Source organism: Escherichia sp. E1V33 (assembly GCF_004211955.1).
Classification (GTDB): domain Bacteria; phylum Pseudomonadota; class Gammaproteobacteria; order Enterobacterales; family Enterobacteriaceae; genus Escherichia.
In genome coordinates this window covers 68,288-83,791 of record NZ_RHJI01000010.1, presented here as the reverse complement: position 1 = coordinate 83,791, position 15,504 = coordinate 68,288, and the positions used below count along the sequence as shown (strand labels likewise).

At 52.6% G+C, this 15,504-nt stretch carries 16 protein-coding genes; 5 read left to right on the top strand and 11 right to left on the bottom strand.

All coding sequences use genetic code 11. The annotated features are described in order from the left end of the window. The first annotated feature begins 121 nt into the window (after positions 1-121). From D9742_RS08485 to topB, 3 genes are all read left to right on the top strand, one after another. Complete coding sequence (locus D9742_RS08485; protein ID WP_130236608.1) at positions 122-673, top strand: NAD(P)H nitroreductase; 552 nt, start codon at positions 122-124, stop codon at positions 671-673. A 116-nt stretch (positions 674-789) separates the two neighbouring features. After that, a complete protein-coding gene (gene selD / locus D9742_RS08480) occupies positions 790-1,833 on the top strand; it encodes a selenide, water dikinase SelD (RefSeq protein WP_130236607.1) in 1,044 nt (347 codons plus the stop codon). 4 nt (positions 1,834-1,837) lie between these two features. After that, positions 1,838-3,799 carry a DNA topoisomerase III gene (topB, locus tag D9742_RS08475; RefSeq protein WP_130236606.1) on the top strand — a complete coding sequence of 654 codons (1,962 nt, stop codon included), beginning with the start codon at positions 1,838-1,840 and terminating at the stop codon, positions 3,797-3,799. Between the two features lie 95 nt (positions 3,800-3,894). On the opposite strand, the gene gdhA is transcribed toward topB, so the two are convergent. Further along, positions 3,895-5,238 carry an NADP-specific glutamate dehydrogenase gene (gdhA, locus tag D9742_RS08470; protein WP_130236605.1) on the bottom strand — a complete coding sequence of 448 codons (1,344 nt, stop codon included), beginning with the start codon at positions 5,236-5,238 and terminating at the stop codon, positions 3,895-3,897. Positions 5,239-5,555: 317 nt separating this feature from the next. On the opposite strand from gdhA, the gene D9742_RS08465 reads away from it, so the two are divergent. After that, a complete protein-coding gene (locus tag D9742_RS08465; RefSeq protein WP_130236604.1) occupies positions 5,556-5,828 on the top strand; it encodes a YnjH family protein in 273 nt (90 codons plus the stop codon). Here D9742_RS08465 and D9742_RS08460 read toward each other — a convergent pair. Further along, positions 5,788-6,201, bottom strand: a complete 414-nt coding sequence (locus D9742_RS08460) for a pyrimidine (deoxy)nucleoside triphosphate diphosphatase (protein WP_130236603.1) — start codon at positions 6,199-6,201, stop codon at positions 5,788-5,790. The two genes, D9742_RS08465 and D9742_RS08460, sit on opposite strands and share 41 nt — an antisense overlap. Positions 6,202-6,288: 87 nt before the next feature. On the opposite strand from D9742_RS08460, the gene D9742_RS08455 reads away from it, so the two are divergent. Further along, positions 6,289-6,909: a CDP-alcohol phosphatidyltransferase family protein gene (locus tag D9742_RS08455; RefSeq protein ID WP_130236602.1), complete on the top strand. Its 621-nt coding sequence runs from the start codon at positions 6,289-6,291 to the stop codon at positions 6,907-6,909. Between the two features lie 8 nt (positions 6,910-6,917). Here D9742_RS08455 and ynjE read toward each other — a convergent pair whose 3' ends face one another. From ynjE to xthA, 9 genes are all read right to left on the bottom strand, one after another. After that, positions 6,918-8,225 (bottom strand): thiosulfate sulfurtransferase YnjE, encoded by a 1,308-nt coding sequence (gene ynjE, locus D9742_RS08450; protein WP_130236601.1) that lies wholly within the window; start codon positions 8,223-8,225, stop codon positions 6,918-6,920. Positions 8,226-8,291: 66 nt separating this feature from the next. After that, entirely contained in the window at positions 8,292-8,945 is a 654-nt protein-coding gene (locus D9742_RS08445) for an ATP-binding cassette domain-containing protein (RefSeq protein ID WP_130236600.1), read from the bottom strand. Next, complete coding sequence (locus D9742_RS08440) at positions 8,945-10,480, bottom strand: ABC transporter permease (protein ID WP_130236599.1); 1,536 nt, start codon at positions 10,478-10,480, stop codon at positions 8,945-8,947. The genes D9742_RS08445 and D9742_RS08440 overlap by 1 nt, the downstream gene beginning before the upstream one ends. Beyond that, positions 10,453-11,619: an ABC transporter substrate-binding protein gene (locus tag D9742_RS08435; protein WP_130236984.1), complete on the bottom strand. Its 1,167-nt coding sequence runs from the start codon at positions 11,617-11,619 to the stop codon at positions 10,453-10,455. Before D9742_RS08435 ends, D9742_RS08440 begins: the two co-directional genes overlap by 28 nt. 9 nt (positions 11,620-11,628) lie before the next feature. After that, the gene (locus tag D9742_RS08430; protein WP_032280997.1) at positions 11,629-12,177 is read right to left on the bottom strand and encodes a carboxymuconolactone decarboxylase family protein; all 549 of its coding nucleotides are present in this window, start codon (positions 12,175-12,177) and stop codon (positions 11,629-11,631) included. Further along, complete coding sequence (locus D9742_RS08425; protein WP_130236598.1) at positions 12,177-12,884, bottom strand: TVP38/TMEM64 family protein; 708 nt, start codon at positions 12,882-12,884, stop codon at positions 12,177-12,179. Before D9742_RS08425 ends, D9742_RS08430 begins: the two co-directional genes overlap by 1 nt. Before the next feature lie 15 nt (positions 12,885-12,899). Continuing rightward, positions 12,900-13,577, bottom strand: coding sequence for a lipoprotein YdjY (gene ydjY / locus D9742_RS08420; protein ID WP_130236597.1), 678 nt, complete (start codon positions 13,575-13,577; stop codon positions 12,900-12,902). Positions 13,578-13,581: 4 nt separating this feature from the next. Next, positions 13,582-14,292: a TVP38/TMEM64 family protein gene (locus tag D9742_RS08415; protein WP_130236596.1), complete on the bottom strand. Its 711-nt coding sequence runs from the start codon at positions 14,290-14,292 to the stop codon at positions 13,582-13,584. Positions 14,293-14,459: 167 nt separating this feature from the next. Next, positions 14,460-15,266, bottom strand: coding sequence for an exodeoxyribonuclease III (gene xthA / locus D9742_RS08410; RefSeq protein ID WP_130218853.1), 807 nt, complete (start codon positions 15,264-15,266; stop codon positions 14,460-14,462). Positions 15,267-15,504 lie beyond the last annotated feature (238 nt).

Genomic DNA, 15,504 nt, shown 5'->3' with positions numbered 1-15,504 from the left:
ATAGATGTAGTTATCGTAATGACCCAACCGGCACTTGTCAGCAGGAATCGCGGACTGTGCTGTAACAAAATCCACTCTCGTGTTAATTTTGTGAATAAACATCATGACAGGAGTTAATCAAATGGATGCACTCGAACTATTGATCAACCGCCGTAGCGCTTCTCGTCTGGCTGAACCTGCTCCGACGGGCGAACAACTGCAAAATATCCTGCGTGCCGGAATGCGTGCGCCGGATCATAAGTCTATGCAACCGTGGCATTTTTTTGTGATTGAAGGGGAAGGGCGCGAACGTTTCAGTGCCGTTCTGCAACAGGGCGCAATTGCCGCAGGTAGCGATGATAAAGCTATCGACAAAGCCCGTAATGCCCCGTTCCGTGCGCCACTTATCATCACCGTGGTGGCGAAATGTGAAGAAAATCATAAAGTCCCGCGTTGGGAACAGGAGATGTCAGCGGGTTGCGCGGTGATGGCGATGCAAATGGCGGCGGTTGCCCAGGGCTTTGGCGGCATCTGGCGTAGTGGTGGGTTAACCGAAAGTCCGGTGGTGCGCGAGGCGTTCGGTTGTCGGGAGCAGGATAAAATTGTCGGCTTTCTTTATCTCGGCACACCGCAATTGAAAGCATCAACGTCGATTAACGTTCCGGATCCGGCGCCGTTTGTCACTTATTTTTGATAATTTTCGCAAAACTGTCTGGATTATGAGCAAAGGCGCAGGAATTCAGACACTCTCACTTATCACTTCACGGAATGAAGGTTACCATACCCGGATTGCATTGACAGGAGATGTCCATGAGCGAGAACTCGATTCGTTTGACCCAATACAGCCACGGAGCTGGTTGCGGCTGTAAAATTTCCCCAAAAGTGTTGGAAACCATTCTGCACAGCGAGCAGGCGAAGTTTGTAGATCCGAATTTGCTCGTGGGTAACGAAACCCGCGACGATGCGGCAGTATACGATCTGGGCAATGGCACCAGTGTCATCAGCACCACCGATTTCTTCATGCCGATCGTAGATAATCCTTTCGATTTTGGCCGCATTGCCGCGACTAATGCCATCAGCGATATCTTCGCGATGGGTGGCAAACCGATTATGGCCATTGCGATCCTCGGCTGGCCGATTAACAAACTTTCCCCGGAAATTGCCCGCGAAGTGACCGAAGGTGGCCGCTATGCGTGCCGTCAGGCGGGGATTGCCCTGGCAGGCGGTCACTCCATCGACGCGCCGGAACCCATTTTTGGTCTGGCGGTGACGGGGATCGTACCGACTGAACGAGTGAAGAAAAACAGCACCGCACAAGCCGGATGTAAACTGTTCCTGACCAAACCGCTGGGGATTGGCGTTCTCACCACGGCGGAGAAAAAATCACTGCTCAAGCCAGAACATCAGGGGCTGGCAACGGAAGTTATGTGCAGGATGAATATCGCAGGTGCGTCATTTGCCAACATTGAAGGCGTAAAAGCGATGACCGACGTCACCGGTTTTGGTCTGCTGGGCCATTTGAGCGAAATGTGCCAGGGGGCAGGCGTGCAGGCTCGCGTCGACTATGAAGCGATCCCGAAACTGCCGGGCGTGGAAGAGTACATTAAGCTGGGCGCTGTGCCGGGCGGCACCGAACGCAACTTTGCCAGCTACGGTCATTTGATGGGCGAAATGCCGCGTGAAGTGCGGGATCTGTTGTGCGATCCGCAAACTTCCGGTGGCCTGCTGCTGGCGGTTATGCCGGAAGCAGAAAATGAAGTCAAAGCTACCGCAGCCGAGTCTGGCATTGAACTGACGGCGATTGGCGAGCTGGTGCCAGCGCGTGGCGGTCGTGCCATGGTTGAGATCCGTTAATTCAATGCGGTTGTTTATAGCCGAAAAACCGAGTCTGGCACGCGCTATTGCTGATGTCCTGCCCAAACCGCACCGTAAAGGCGATGGCTTTATCGAGTGCGGCAATGGTCAGGTGGTGACCTGGTGTATCGGTCACCTGCTTGAGCAGGCGCAGCCAGACGTCTACGACAGCCGCTATGCGCGCTGGAATCTGGCGGATTTGCCGATTGTCCCGGAAAAGTGGCAACTGCAACCGCGTCCCTCCGTAACCAAACAACTTAACGTCATCAAACGTTTTCTGCATGAAGCCAGCGAAGTGATCCACGCTGGTGACCCGGATCGTGAAGGGCAATTACTGGTGGATGAAGTGCTGGACTACCTGCAACTGGCACCAGAAAAGCGCCAGCAAGTTCAGCGTTGCTTGATCAACGACCTGAACCCGCAGGCGGTTGAGCGGGCGATTGATCGTCTTCGATCCAACAGCGAGTTTGTACCGCTGTGCGTTTCTGCACTGGCGCGAGCGCGTGCCGACTGGCTGTACGGTATCAATATGACTCGTGCGTATACCATTCTTGGTCGCAATGCTGGTTATCAGGGCGTCCTTTCCGTTGGACGCGTACAGACTCCCGTACTTGGGCTGGTGGTGCGGCGCGACGAAGAAATAGAAAACTTCGTGGCGAAAGATTTCTTTGAAGTCAAAGCGCACATCGTGACGCCTGCCGATGAACGATTTACCGCCATCTGGCAGCCGAGTGAAGCGTGCGAGCCGTACCAGGATGAAGAAGGGCGCTTATTGCATCGCCCGCTGGCGGAGCATGTGGTTAACCGTATCAGTGGTCAACCGGCGATCGTCACCAGCTATAACGATAAACGGGAATCAGAATCTGCGCCGCTGCCATTTTCGCTCTCCGCATTGCAGATTGAAGCCGCAAAACGTTTTGGGCTTAGTGCGCAGAACGTGCTTGATATCTGCCAGAAGCTATACGAAACGCACAAGCTGATCACTTATCCACGTTCCGACTGCCGCTACCTACCGGAGGAGCATTTTGCCGGACGTCATGCGGTAATGAATGCCATCAGCGTTCATGCTCCGGGGCTATTGCCGCAGCCGGTGGTTGACCCGAATTTACGCAACCGCTGCTGGGATGACAAAAAGGTGGATGCTCACCACGCCATCATCCCGACCGCGCGTAGTTCTGCCATCAATCTGACGGAGAACGAATCGAAGGTCTATAACCTGATTGCTCGGCAATACCTGATGCAGTTCTGCCCGGATGCAGTGTTCCGCAAGTGTGTCATCGAGCTGGAAATAGCCAAAGGCAAATTTGTCGCTAAAGCCCGTTTTCTTGCTGAAGCAGGCTGGCGCACGCTGTTAGGCAGCAAAGAGCGTGATGAAGAAAACGACGGTACGCCGCTGCCTGTGGTGGCGAAAGGCGATGAGTTATTGTGCGAAAAAGGTGAAGTGGTAGAGCGGCAAACGCAGCCGCCGCGTCATTTCACTGATGCAACACTGCTTTCGGCGATGACCGGGATCGCTCGCTTTGTGCAGGACAAAGATCTGAAAAAGATCCTCCGTGCGACCGATGGTCTGGGGACTGAAGCAACGCGTGCCGGGATTATTGAACTGTTGTTCAAGCGCGGTTTCCTGAGCAAAAAAGGGCGCTATATTCACTCCACCGACGCCGGAAAAGCGTTATTTCATTCGCTGCCAGAAATGGCCACGCGACCGGACATGACCGCGCACTGGGAATCGGTGCTTACGCAAATCAGCGAAAAGCAGTGTCGCTACCAGGACTTTATGCAGCCGCTGGTGGGGACGCTATATCAGTTGATTGACCAGGCGAAACGTACGCCGGTGCGACAGTTTCGCGGCATAGTCGCTCCGGGCAGTGGCGGTAGTGGTGATAAGAAAAAGGCTGCTCCACGCAAACGTAGCGCGAAAAAAAGCCCGCCATCAGAAGACGCGGGCAATGGAGTGATAACATAAAGGCCTGAATCCCAATTCACTGATACAGCACCTTTCGTAAGCCGGATAAGGCGTTCATGCCGCATCCGGCAGATGCCTGATGCGGCGCTAATGACTTAAATCACACCCTGCGCCAGCATCGCATCGGCAACCTTCACAAAACCGGCAATGTTCGCGCCCTGCACGTAGTTGGTTTGCTCACCTTCACCACCATGCTCAACACAGGCATGGTGGATATCCAGCATGATGTGATGCAAACGTGCGTCAACTTTCTCGGCTTTCCAGCCCAGGCGCGCAGCGTTTTGCGCCATTTCCAGGCCCGATGTTGCTACACCGCCAGCGTTGGCCGCTTTGCCCGGTGCAAACAGTACGCCTGCCTGCTGGAACAGTTCAGTCGCTTCGATGGTGGTCGGCATATTTGCCCCTTCGGCTACCGCTTTAACGCCGTTGGCGATAAGCTGATGCGCAGCGTCAACATCCAGTTCGTTCTGGGTGGCGCAAGGCAGGGCGATATCAACCGGCACAGACCACGGCTGTTTCCCTTCGAGATAGACCAGACCAAATTCTTTGGCGTAATCTGCCACTCGACCATCGCGGCTGGCTTTGATTTCGATAAGACGTGCCAGTTTCTCTTTGGTAAATCCGCTTTCGTCAACTACAGTGCCACTGGAGTCTGACGCAGTAATCACCCGAGCACCGAATTCCATCGCTTTTTCGATAGCGTACTGGGCCACGTTGCCGGAGCCAGAAACGGAAACGCGCATTCCTTCAAAGCCCATACCGTGGCGTTTTAGCATCGCTTCTGTGAAATAAACCAGACCGTAGCCGGTAGCTTCCGGGCGAATAAGACTGCCGCCAAAAGAAAGCCCCTTACCGGTGAAGACGCAGGCGGTATTGTTGGAGAGCTTTTTCATCATCCCCGCCATAAAGCCGACTTCACGACCACCAACGCCGATATCGCCCGCTGGAACGTCGGTATCCGCGCCCAGGTGGCGATACAGTTCAGTCATCAGCGCCTGGCAGAAACGCATCACTTCACCTTCGCTTTTCCCTTTCGGATCGAAATCGCTGCCGCCTTTACCACCGCCCATCGGCAGGGTAGTCAGGGCATTTTTAAAGGTTTGTTCGAAGCCAAGGAATTTGAGAATGGAAAGGTTTACGGACGGGTGGAAACGCATACCGCCTTTGTACGGGCCTATGGCGGAACTGAACTGGACGCGCCATGCACGGTTGACCTGCACCTGATTGCGATCGTCAACCCATACCACGCGAAACTGGATCACGCGCTCCGGTTCAACCAGGCGTTCCAGTAACGACATCTGGCGATATTTCGGATTTTGTTCAAGAAAAGGCCAGAGAGTGGTCATTACTTCGCGAACGGCTTGCGCGAACTCGGTTTGATTCGGGTCGCGCTTTTGTACATGGTTGAGGAATGACTCCAGAGAATATGTCTGATCCATAGATATAAAACCCTTATATATTAAGACGATTGTGCGTATGTTGTTTGTGTTAGGTGTTTTTGCAGTTTTCGACTATACCATCAAGAATGTGACGGTAAGCAAGAAAAAAATGACACAGGAAAGCAAATTAATAATGTGTTGAATTTATAAACGTCACCTAATGTCTGGGGTGTCTTATCAGACCTACAAAAATGGATGCACTCTCAAGAGTGACAGGCGGATAAGACGTTCAGGCCGCATCCGACAACCTGACGCTTAAGTTTTGCCGTCAGCCTACCGATATCAGTACAGAGGCAACGAAATATAAGGAGTTTCCAGTGAGTCGAGCATTGTTCGCCGTAGCGTTGGTATTCCCGTTCTTTGCGCTGGCTAATCAGCATTATCGTCCAGATGTGGAAGTGAATGTGCCGCCGGAAGTGTTTAGTTCTGGCGGTCAGTCGGCGCAGCCCTGTAGCCAGTGCTGCGTTTATCAGGATCAAAACTATTCCGAAGGGGCAGTGATTAAAGCAGAGGGAATACTGTTGCAATGCCAGCGGGATGATAAAACCATTAGCACCAATCCGTTGGTCTGGCGGCGCGTAAAGCCATAAATGCCTGTAAAAGGGGAATGTCAGCAGGGGCTAGCGGATATTGCATTGCCTCCTCTGGTGCACACCAGACAAGCGCCTGATGCGCATATGCCTGTAACGCACCGTGGAACTCAGGTACGTGCCAGGCATGAAGATTGATAATCCGCCCTGAAACTTCCCGCTGGTGGCTGGCAACATATTTCCCGATCGTGGCTTCGATATCGAGCTCTTCACGCAGCTCGCGTATCAGCGCCTGCGGCTGGCTTTCTCCTGGTTCGACTTTACCGCCAGCAAATTCCCATAATCCCGCTTGATCGCTATGCGCAGGGCGTTGTGCGATTAAAATTTTGCCATCCCGTTCGATAATGGCGGCAACAACATCAATCATTTTCATAAATTACACACGGTCGAATACAGGAAAAATGTCATAATATCCGCAGTGTTGCCCGAGCTGAAGGGTTTTATTTCTTAAGGAGTACCCGTGTTAGACCGCCATCTTCATCCCCGAATTAAACCATTGATGCATCAGTGCGTGCGGGTTCTGGATAAACCTGGCATCACGCCAGATGGTTTAACGTTAGTGGGGTTTGCTATCGGCGTGTTGGCATTGCCGTTTCTGGCACTGGGATGGTATCTGGCGGCGCTGATTGCCATTTTACTAAACAGGTTGCTTGATGGTCTGGACGGTGCACTGGCGCGGCGTCGAGGGCTCACCGACGCGGGGGGCTTTCTCGATATTTCGTTGGATTTTCTTTTTTACGCACTGGTGCCGTTCGGGTTTATTCTCGCCGCACCGGAACAAAATGCGCTGGCGGGCAGCTGGCTGCTATTTGCGTTTATTGGCACGGGAAGCAGTTTTCTCGCATTTGCTGCGCTGGCGGCGAAACATCAGATTGAAAACCCCGGTTATGCGCATAAATCGTTTTACTATCTGGGCGGGTTGACTGAAGGCAGCGAGACGATTTTGCTGTTTGTATTAAGTTGCCTCTTTCCGGCGTATTTCCCGTGGTTTGCGTGGATATTTGGTGCGCTTTGTTGGATGACGACATTTACGCGGATTTGGAGTGGGTATCTGACGCTGAAGTCGCTCCAGCGTCAGTAATTGCATCGTTATTTGCTACTGTCCGGACCGCGATCACCGGTCGCTATGGGGTTTTTCGGATCGCTGCTCCATTCATACCAGCCGCCGTCGTAAACGGAGACATTTTTCCAGCCCATTGCGCGCGCATACATAAAGGTTTCTGAGGCGCGCCAGCCGGTGCCGCAGTAGAACGAGACTTGTTGCTCCGGCAGGATGTTCCATTCTTTCCACATGGCCGCGACGTCATCCGCAGTGCGCATAGTGCCGTCTGGGTTATGGAAATCTTCCATATGCGTTGAATCGCTGCCCGCATGGCCCCAACGTGCGCCCGGAATGTCACCTTTTGGCTTGATGTAGTCATAGCCGCTGGTGGTGCCGATAAATTCCGCCCAGGAACGTACGCTGACCAGCGAGGCATCCTGGCGATGCAGCAGCCCGCGCGCCTGTTCCATATCCAGCATCAGTTGCGGTTGCGCCGGGATCTTCACGCCGAAATCCGGTTCCGGTTTTACTTTCGGTGGAGTCCCGCGCTCAACGGGCAGGCCCGCGTCGGACCAGGTTTGCCAGCCGCCATCCAGCAGTCGCACATCTTTCACGCCAGCGTAGAGCATAATTTGCGCCACGCGCGCTGCGGCGTAAACGTCACGCCCATACAGAATTACCGTGGTGTCATGACGAATGCCGTGCTTCGCCAGCATTGCTTTAATTTGTTCGTCAGAGACTTTATTCCACAGTGGTTCGCTCTCGACTTCATTAGTATTGATGTAATCGGCGCCAGGAATATGGCTGAGAAGATAAAGTTTCGGAGCGCCCCATGCTGCTTCGATCACTTTCCAGTTAACTGCAGGCTTCGCCGTAACTTCTTTACCTTGTTGCAGGTCATGCAGCCATTGTGGATATACCAGTTGTTCAAAGTGAGGCAGTTTTTGCAGTCGGGAAGGTTCGCTTAGCGCATCACTCAAGATAGAGATATGCGTAAAGCCTGCTTTTTGTAGTCGCGTTTTAACGGCATCGACATCTTTGTTATTACCGTACAGCGCCACCGGAGCATCGGCTTTCAGGTTATGTTGCTTGATCCACTCGTTGAGCTGTTCGGTGCTCATTTTGTCGAGCCAGCTTGCAGAAAGGTTTAAGGCGGCAGGTTCATGGCCAGAAGGGCCATTTAAGGTTTGTGGCCAGCCGTTATAAAACGCGCTGGGGCGAGTATCTATCGCTTTGCCATTTTGTTGTTGAAGCTGGTCAAGTGTAAGAGGCTTCGCCAGTTCAGCGGCCCACGAAGAAGCGCAAGCCAGCCCTAAAGCCATTGCCAGCGCGGTCATTTGAGAAACACGTTTCATCGAAAATCCCGACATTGTAGTTTTGAGTGCGCCATTCTGAACTGACACATTGGGAAAAACTTTGCGTTATCGCAGTTTGTTGTAATTTTCTGACCACTGCGTCATATCCAGAACGGAACTATCGGCAGGAACATCCTGGAGATCGTGCGTTACCTGAACGACGGGAATTGCCAGTTCGCGAACTTCATTGAATACCCACTGACGAAAATTATCGCGCAGAGCCACGTCAAGACGGCTGAACGGTTCATCAAGCAATAATGCCTTGGGCTGGGCGAGAAGGGCACGCAGCAGGGCCACGCGTGCGCGCTGACCGCCTGATAATGTCGCAGGGTCCTGGTGATAAGTTTCAGCCAGTCCCGCTCGCTCAAGCGCGTCTTTCACGGCATTGCGCCTGGCCGTCCCCTTGAGCGACGCCGGTAGCGCCAAAAGCAAATTTTGTCCGACGCTGAACTGGTCAAATAACAGCGCATCCTGGAAAAGAATACCAATCTGACGCCGGGCTGTGGGCAGGGTATCGATACGTTGATCATTGAGCCATAGCTCGCCTGTACAAGAAAATTGCCCGGCCAGCGCACCAATCATCCATGAAAACAGAGAAGACTTACCACAGCCTGAGGGCCCCATTAACGTGACAACGTCACCTTTATTGACTGTAAAGTTAACGTCTTCCAGTAAACAGGTATCAGGCAAACGCAGCGAAACATCTTTCACGCAGAGCATTAGCGGAGTCCTTGTCTGATAAAACCTACCCATTTCGCAAGCAGGGCGGTCAGGGCAAAAATAATAAGCGGTAATAGCAGTTGCCATAAAGCCTGGGCGGCGAGAATACCGTTGCTGCCGCCGCTGCTTAATGCCACCGCTTCGGTGGTTAGCGTCGGGAAACGTCCGGTTCCCAGCCACAGCGTTGGCATATATTGCGCAATACTCACTGAAAATCCGACAGCGAAGGCAACCAGCGCAGGGCGCAGCATTAGCGGGCATTTCACGTAAAAGTAGATTTTGGCCCGTGACCAACCCAGCGTTTGCGCAATCAATATTAATCGTGAATCGATGCGCCGCCAGGCCGGTTGCAGGATGAACAGCATCCACGGCATCACCCACAGCAGATGCCCCCAGACCACCGCCGTCCAGCTCCCATCCAGGTTCAGCCATAGCGCCAGCGTGTACTGGCCCGCCACCAGCTGCAGTGCCGGTAATAAAATGGGCAACCATAGCCACAACTGGCGACGCTGTGGCCCCCATTCCAGCCACAGCAGTAACAGGAGCAAAGCGATGAATGTCGCCACCAGCCCCATTGTCAGGCTGTTGATGAGCGCTTCACTATTGATCGTCGACTGATCCGCGAGGATCGCCAGCAGAACCACACACAGCACACCGGTCAAGGGTAAAAAACTCGCCAGCGTAATGCCTGACAATAAAGGCGTGGCAGGCTTACGAACGCCATCTACGCGGGGAATAGTACGCCGCCAGCTACGCCATAGCAGATAGCCCAGCAAAACGTAGGCGGCGAGTAACAACATCAGCAGCAGGCTGGCGAGTGCGCCTTTCGTTTGTTGATCGGCGTCGCCCTGAGTTAACCACTGCCAGCTAATTACTGCCAGCGTCGGTGGATTACCTGGCCCAAGAATAATCGCCACATCCACGACCGACAGCGACCAGGCAACAATCGCCAGCATCGCCATTGCCAGCGCAGGCGCGACGGAGGGCAACAGCAGCCAGTTCAGGCATTGCCAGCGGCTGTAGCCCAGCGAATCCAGCACGATGACTTGCTGTAAAAGCCGTTTTTCACTCAATACCGCTGCTAAGATCCACAGCAGAAATGCGCTTTCTTTCACCGCCAGCGTGAAGCCCAGCCCAATACCCAATTTGTCCATTGGCGGAGTGAAATACGGGAAATAGTCATAAAGCAGCCCTCCGTCAGCAAAGAGCAGAAGGGCGCTGGTGGCAAAAGCCACATGGGGAATGGCAAGCAGCCACGGCAGACGGGCGCACATACGCTGCCATTTCGGCCCAGGCCACAGCGCCACAATCACCAACAGGGCAATCAACAACGCCCCGACCGCCGCGATGGTTGTCGACACCAGCGTTGCCAGTAATGCCTGCGGTAATTGTGGATCGGCAAATAACGCCTGCCAGTGTGTCAACGACAAAGCAGGTGTTATCAGCGTAAAAGCAGATGGAATCAGCGGCGCGTAAATCACCGCCACCATCGCCCACAGCAGAAAAATTAATGCGTACCGTAACGGCGTAGCCATTCTTGTTCCAGCGCATTTACCCAACCAGCATGCGGTTCAGCCAGTACCGGCGGCAGATCCTGCGGCATTCTTGATTGCAATGTTTCACGTTGCCCGGCAGGCAGTTTTTGCGGATCGAGAACGGAAGGATCTCCCCAGACAGCAGGGTCTGCTTTACGCAGTTGTGCTTCAGGTGACAACAGGAAGTTGGCGACGACCTTCGCCGCAGCACTGGCATTAGCGTTGGCAGGAATGGTGACGAAATGCACGTTGCCAATCATTCCCTCGCTAAAGCCAAAGCTGTAACTACTGGCTGGCAAATCACCGCTGGCTATTTTTTGCTGCGCATGAGCAGGATTAAAGGTCAGCGACAGGCGCAATGTGCCGGATTTCAGCAGGGCATCCATTCGCGCGGGCGAGGGGGGGAAATCTTTTCCTTCGCGCCACAAATACGGATGCAGCGCATCAAGATATTGCCACAAGGGCGCAGTGACACGGGCGAAAGTCGCATCTTCCGGCGCTTTTTTTAATGCTGCGGGATCGGGCGTCAGCATAATCAGCAACTGTTCAAGAAACGCCGTGCCGGTAAAGTCCGGTGGGCGCGGATAGGTAACCGTACCAGGGTTGGCTTTGGCAAATTCCAGCAAGGATTGTGGCGTTTTCGGTGGCTGTGGCGTCTGATCGCGTCGGGCGATAAACGTTAATTGCGCGCCGCCCCAGGGCGATTCCGCGCCTTGCGTCGGTACAGAAAAATCTTCTCTGACAGGCTGTTGCGTGTCGACATAGCGCCAGTTGGGTAGCGTTTCCGCCCAGTCGGTTTGCAGTAAATTAGCCTCTTTTAAGGTACGGAAGTTTTCGCCGTTTACCCATAACAGATCCACCGAGCCGCCCGTTTTGCGTCCAGCAGTAGCTTCTGTCTGAATGCGTTTCACCGCGTCCGCGGCATCGGCCAGTCGGACGATCTTCAGGTTTATATCGTAATGCGTTTTCATCTCACCGCTAACCCAGTCGAGATAGCGGTTAATCGCGGTGTCGCCGCCCCAGGCGTTAAACCAGACGGTTTCCCCTTTGGCTTCGTTTTTAATTTCCTGCCAGTCGCTGGCATGCGTTGTCAAAGAAAACAGCGATAACATTCCCAGCAACCACACATAATGGCGCATCATCTCTCCTTAAGAACGTTTTTCAGGAAGTCGGCACAGCCCCTGGGCAGGAATGTCCATGGCAGAATTAAAACGAGCCGACAGGTTTTGTAAGCCGATCAAAGCCGTAAGCTCGGTGAGCGCCTGAGCGTCAAAATGTGTAGCCAGTCGGGTGCGCAGGGCATCATCCACAGTTGGCGGCGTAACGCTGGCGGCTTCGGCATATTCCAGCGCCAGCCGCTCTTCGTCACTGAAGAGCGGGCTTTGTCGCCAGTCAGCCACTGCCAGCAATTTATCGGTGCTGCCGGTACGCTCGGCGACTTTCATACTGGTGATATCCACGCAAAACTCACACAGACACATTTGCGCAATACGCGCGCTGACAAGCGATCGCACCACTGGATCGAGCGGTGAGCGTTTGCGCTCCAGCCAACCGACAAACATCGACACCAGATAAAAGATAAACGGGATCCGCCCCCACCAGCGAATTGGACTTAGCACTTCACCGTAATGACGACGATGCAGCCACGCCTGCGGGCGTAAAATTAAAGGAATTTTGCTAAGCGGTGGTAACCCCATCAGGCATTCCTCTTCTGGCGTTCAAGCCATATTTTTTTCGCCATAAAAATCACCACGGTCAGGGCAAACAGAATAAACAGTCCGGTGACAAACCAGAATGTACCGCCCGTTAACATGCTACCCGCCCAGGAATAGACAATGGTCGCCGGTAACTGACCGAGCCCGGTGGCGATAAAAAACTGGCGAAAACGTATTGAAGTCAAACCGGCAGCATAGCTGATTGGATCGAAAGGGACAAAAGGCAATAACCGACATACCAGAATGGTGTGTTTGCCGTAGCGGGTAAAAAAGCCGTCCATGCTGTCGAGTACCGTTTTGCCTGTTAACTTTTCCACCACTTCACGGCCCATTATTCTGGCGATAAAGAAGCACAGCGCCGCGCCAGCCATAGAACTGGTCCACGACAGCACGCCGCCCCAGAATGCGCCAAAAAGTGATGCGTTAGCAAAAGTAATCAAGAATGCGGGTAGCGGCGCGGCAATGGCCTGCAAAATCATCAAAAAGAATGAGACGACAGCCGCCTGCGTGCCGTAAGACTGAATAAAACGTTCAATACCCTGTTGGTCCACAGCGGCAAACGCCGCAACGCTGTGATTGATAAAATCATGGACGCCCGGAAGCAGCGCCCATGCAAGCAGCGTAGCGAACAACAGGATGATGATGGTGGCACGGTAGTACCAGATTTTACGCGGTTGCATCTTCATCATCCTTAATCAAGGTTGTTATTCGGCGATTTTAAAGGTAACCGTTGCCAGCGTGTTATCGGCCGGGAGAACCGACGCATTACCTTTGAATTTCACTTCGCTGCGTTTTTCGACTGCACCATAAGTGTATGTCGCATTGCTGACGATACCGACTGGGCAGCTATCCAGACATACCAGGCAGCCCGTTTTTTTCTCTTCCGCCGCCGCTAAGTTACCGCCGAAGCGCATATCCAGTTTTTTACCGTTACTATCGACAATCACGTCATCGAAGGAATACGCTTTTGCCACTCCCTGCCAGCTAACTGAAATATCCAGTTTGCTGCCTGCGACGTGAGTCGTTTCTTTATTATCCATTGTCATGTTTTCGCCCGGCGTACCACCGGCTTGTTTCAGGGCTTCATAAAATGCTTTCGGCGTGGCATAACCCATAAACAGCGATTTATGTCCGTTGGAACCATCTTTAAACACAATGCCATGACGGGTATCGTCGGTGAGGAAACGACCATTAATTTGCACCAGCATGGTTACCGTATGGTTATTGGCATCGACACGCAGTGGCTGGCTATCCGAAAGCCCGTCGTATTCCACTTTTGCCGCCGTATTCTCTTTTTGATCGCAGCCACTAAGCCCCGCAACGGCCAGTAAACACAGTGCAGCCAGTCCTTTTTTCCATGACACTGAATAATGTTGCAACATCGTTCTATCCTTCATTTTTAGGGTGAGTGAGTGGGCTGTGGCGCGAAGCAGACAGATCCACATGTTTGTGACGAGCGTAGAGTTTGGCGAGCTGGACGAGAATAAACAGCGCCAGGCCAGCCAGACAGAGTTGTAAAATAAAGCGCAGCGTAATGCCTTCATTGGCGAGATCGCTTGCCATCACGGTATAAATAACAATGCCGGGCAGGGTAGTGAGTGCTGAAATAAGGGTATAAGGCCAGAAGGCGATGGCGGTTAATCCGTAAGCGTAATTTTGAATGTTGTAAGGAAACAGCGGGATTAAGCGGGTCAGAATAAGGAAATCGATACCGTTACGCGTAATGCCTTTTTCAATGGCCTGAAAAGTGTGACTATGGCCGACGTATTTCAGCAGTAAATCACGCCCCAGAAAGCGCGCCAGCAGGAATGAGCACGACGAGGCCAGCGTAGCGGCAATTAATGATAGTAGTGTCCCTAAGAGCGGACCAAAAACTACTCCACCGGCGATCACCAGCACGCTACCCGGTAGCAGAAAGAGGGTGGCGATGATGAATAACAGAATATAGAGGCTATAACCGAAAAATCCGCTCTGGCGAATGAGTGTCTGTAAGTGGGGCAAATCGGTGAGCAGATCGAATAAACCGAAAGTATGGATAGCGTAAATTATCAGCGCAAAAAACAGACAGGCAAAAATAAATTTACGCTCAGCGTTCATCGTGGAGTTTCCTATATCAAACTTGATAATAGAGAAGTGGTCAGACAACTAAAAAACGCAGTGACGGTATAACAAAGGACGGCGGGCAACAAATTATTACTGACTGTTTGTTGATTTTTCTCAAGGTTAATTCTCCTGACCCAGTGCGAGCCAGGAGAATGGAGAAATTAGCGGCGGAAGGTAGCCCAGACAGGTGCGTGATCTGACGGTTTTTCCATACTGCGGATTTCATAGTCGATGCCGGTCTCTACGCAGCATTCGGCCAGTGGCTGGCTGGCAAGCAGTAGGTCGATACGTAGACCACGGTTATCGTCAAAACCTTTTGAGCGGTAATCAAACCATGAGAAACGATCTGCTGTTTGCGGATTCGCATGGCGGAAGGTATCGACCAACCCCCAGCTAATCAATCTGTCCATCCATTCGCGTTCTTCCGGCAGGAAAGAACATTTTCCGGTACGCAGCCAGCGTTTGCGGTTCTCTTCGCCAATGCCGATATCCAGGTCGGTGGGGCTGATATTCATATCGCCCATAATTAGCACTGGATTATCACGTTTGAGTTCGGTTTCCAGGTAGTTTTGCAGGTTCTGGTAAAACTGCGCTTTAGCCGGGAATTTTATGGGGTGGTCGCGGCTTTCACCCTGCGGGAAGTAGCCGTTGATCACGGTAACATTACCCAGCGGCGAAGGAATTTCCGCCATAATTATCCGCCGTTGTGCCTCTTCGCCGTCGCCCGGGAAGCCGCGACGCACGGCAATCGGCGTCTCTTTGGTCAACAGCGCCACGCCGTAATGGCCTTTCTGCCCGTGATAAAACACGTTGTAACCGAGCTTTGCCACATCTTCGAGCGGAAACATATCATCATGAACTTTTGTCTCCTGCAGGCCAATCACATCAGGCTGGTGCTTGTCGACGATAGCTTCAAGCTGGTGTGGTCTGGCGCGCAGGCCGTTGATATTAAAAGAGACAAATTTCATAGTCGCTGCCATTTATTCTGATAATGAGTGCGTGGATGTTAGCAGAAATTCGTCTGACTTACTGCCTGTTGTTAAGTGATTTGATCGATGGTTGTTAATGATGTCAACGATGGCGCAGAAAATGCCCGCTTATGGTGCGAGTGGCGTCAGAATGGTGCAGTAATTTCCAGTAAATTTCGTCAATGATCACAATTCCAGAATTATATTTTACTTTTGCATAACATTGCGTTTTTTATTC

Coding starts and splice junctions, on each gene's coding strand:
- D9742_RS08485 (WP_130236608.1), top strand. CDS start 122: ATGGATGCACTCGAACTATTGATCAACCGCCGTAGCGCTTCTCGTCTG.
- selD (WP_130236607.1), top strand. CDS start 790: ATGAGCGAGAACTCGATTCGTTTGACCCAATACAGCCACGGAGCTGGT.
- topB (WP_130236606.1), top strand. CDS start 1,838: ATGCGGTTGTTTATAGCCGAAAAACCGAGTCTGGCACGCGCTATTGCT.
- gdhA (WP_130236605.1), bottom strand. CDS start 5,238: ATGGATCAGACATATTCTCTGGAGTCATTCCTCAACCATGTACAAAAG.
- D9742_RS08460 (WP_130236603.1), bottom strand. CDS start 6,201: ATGAAAATGATTGATGTTGTTGCCGCCATTATCGAACGGGATGGCAAA.
- ynjE (WP_130236601.1), bottom strand. CDS start 8,225: ATGAAACGTGTTTCTCAAATGACCGCGCTGGCAATGGCTTTAGGGCTG.
- D9742_RS08445 (WP_130236600.1), bottom strand. CDS start 8,945: ATGCTCTGCGTGAAAGATGTTTCGCTGCGTTTGCCTGATACCTGTTTA.
- D9742_RS08440 (WP_130236599.1), bottom strand. CDS start 10,480: ATGGCTACGCCGTTACGGTACGCATTAATTTTTCTGCTGTGGGCGATG.
- D9742_RS08435 (WP_130236984.1), bottom strand. CDS start 11,619: ATGCGCCATTATGTGTGGTTGCTGGGAATGTTATCGCTGTTTTCTTTG.
- D9742_RS08430 (WP_032280997.1), bottom strand. CDS start 12,177: ATGGGGTTACCACCGCTTAGCAAAATTCCTTTAATTTTACGCCCGCAG.
- D9742_RS08425 (WP_130236598.1), bottom strand. CDS start 12,884: ATGATGAAGATGCAACCGCGTAAAATCTGGTACTACCGTGCCACCATC.
- ydjY (WP_130236597.1), bottom strand. CDS start 13,577: ATGTTGCAACATTATTCAGTGTCATGGAAAAAAGGACTGGCTGCACTG.
- D9742_RS08415 (WP_130236596.1), bottom strand. CDS start 14,292: ATGAACGCTGAGCGTAAATTTATTTTTGCCTGTCTGTTTTTTGCGCTG.
- xthA (WP_130218853.1), bottom strand. CDS start 15,266: ATGAAATTTGTCTCTTTTAATATCAACGGCCTGCGCGCCAGACCACAC.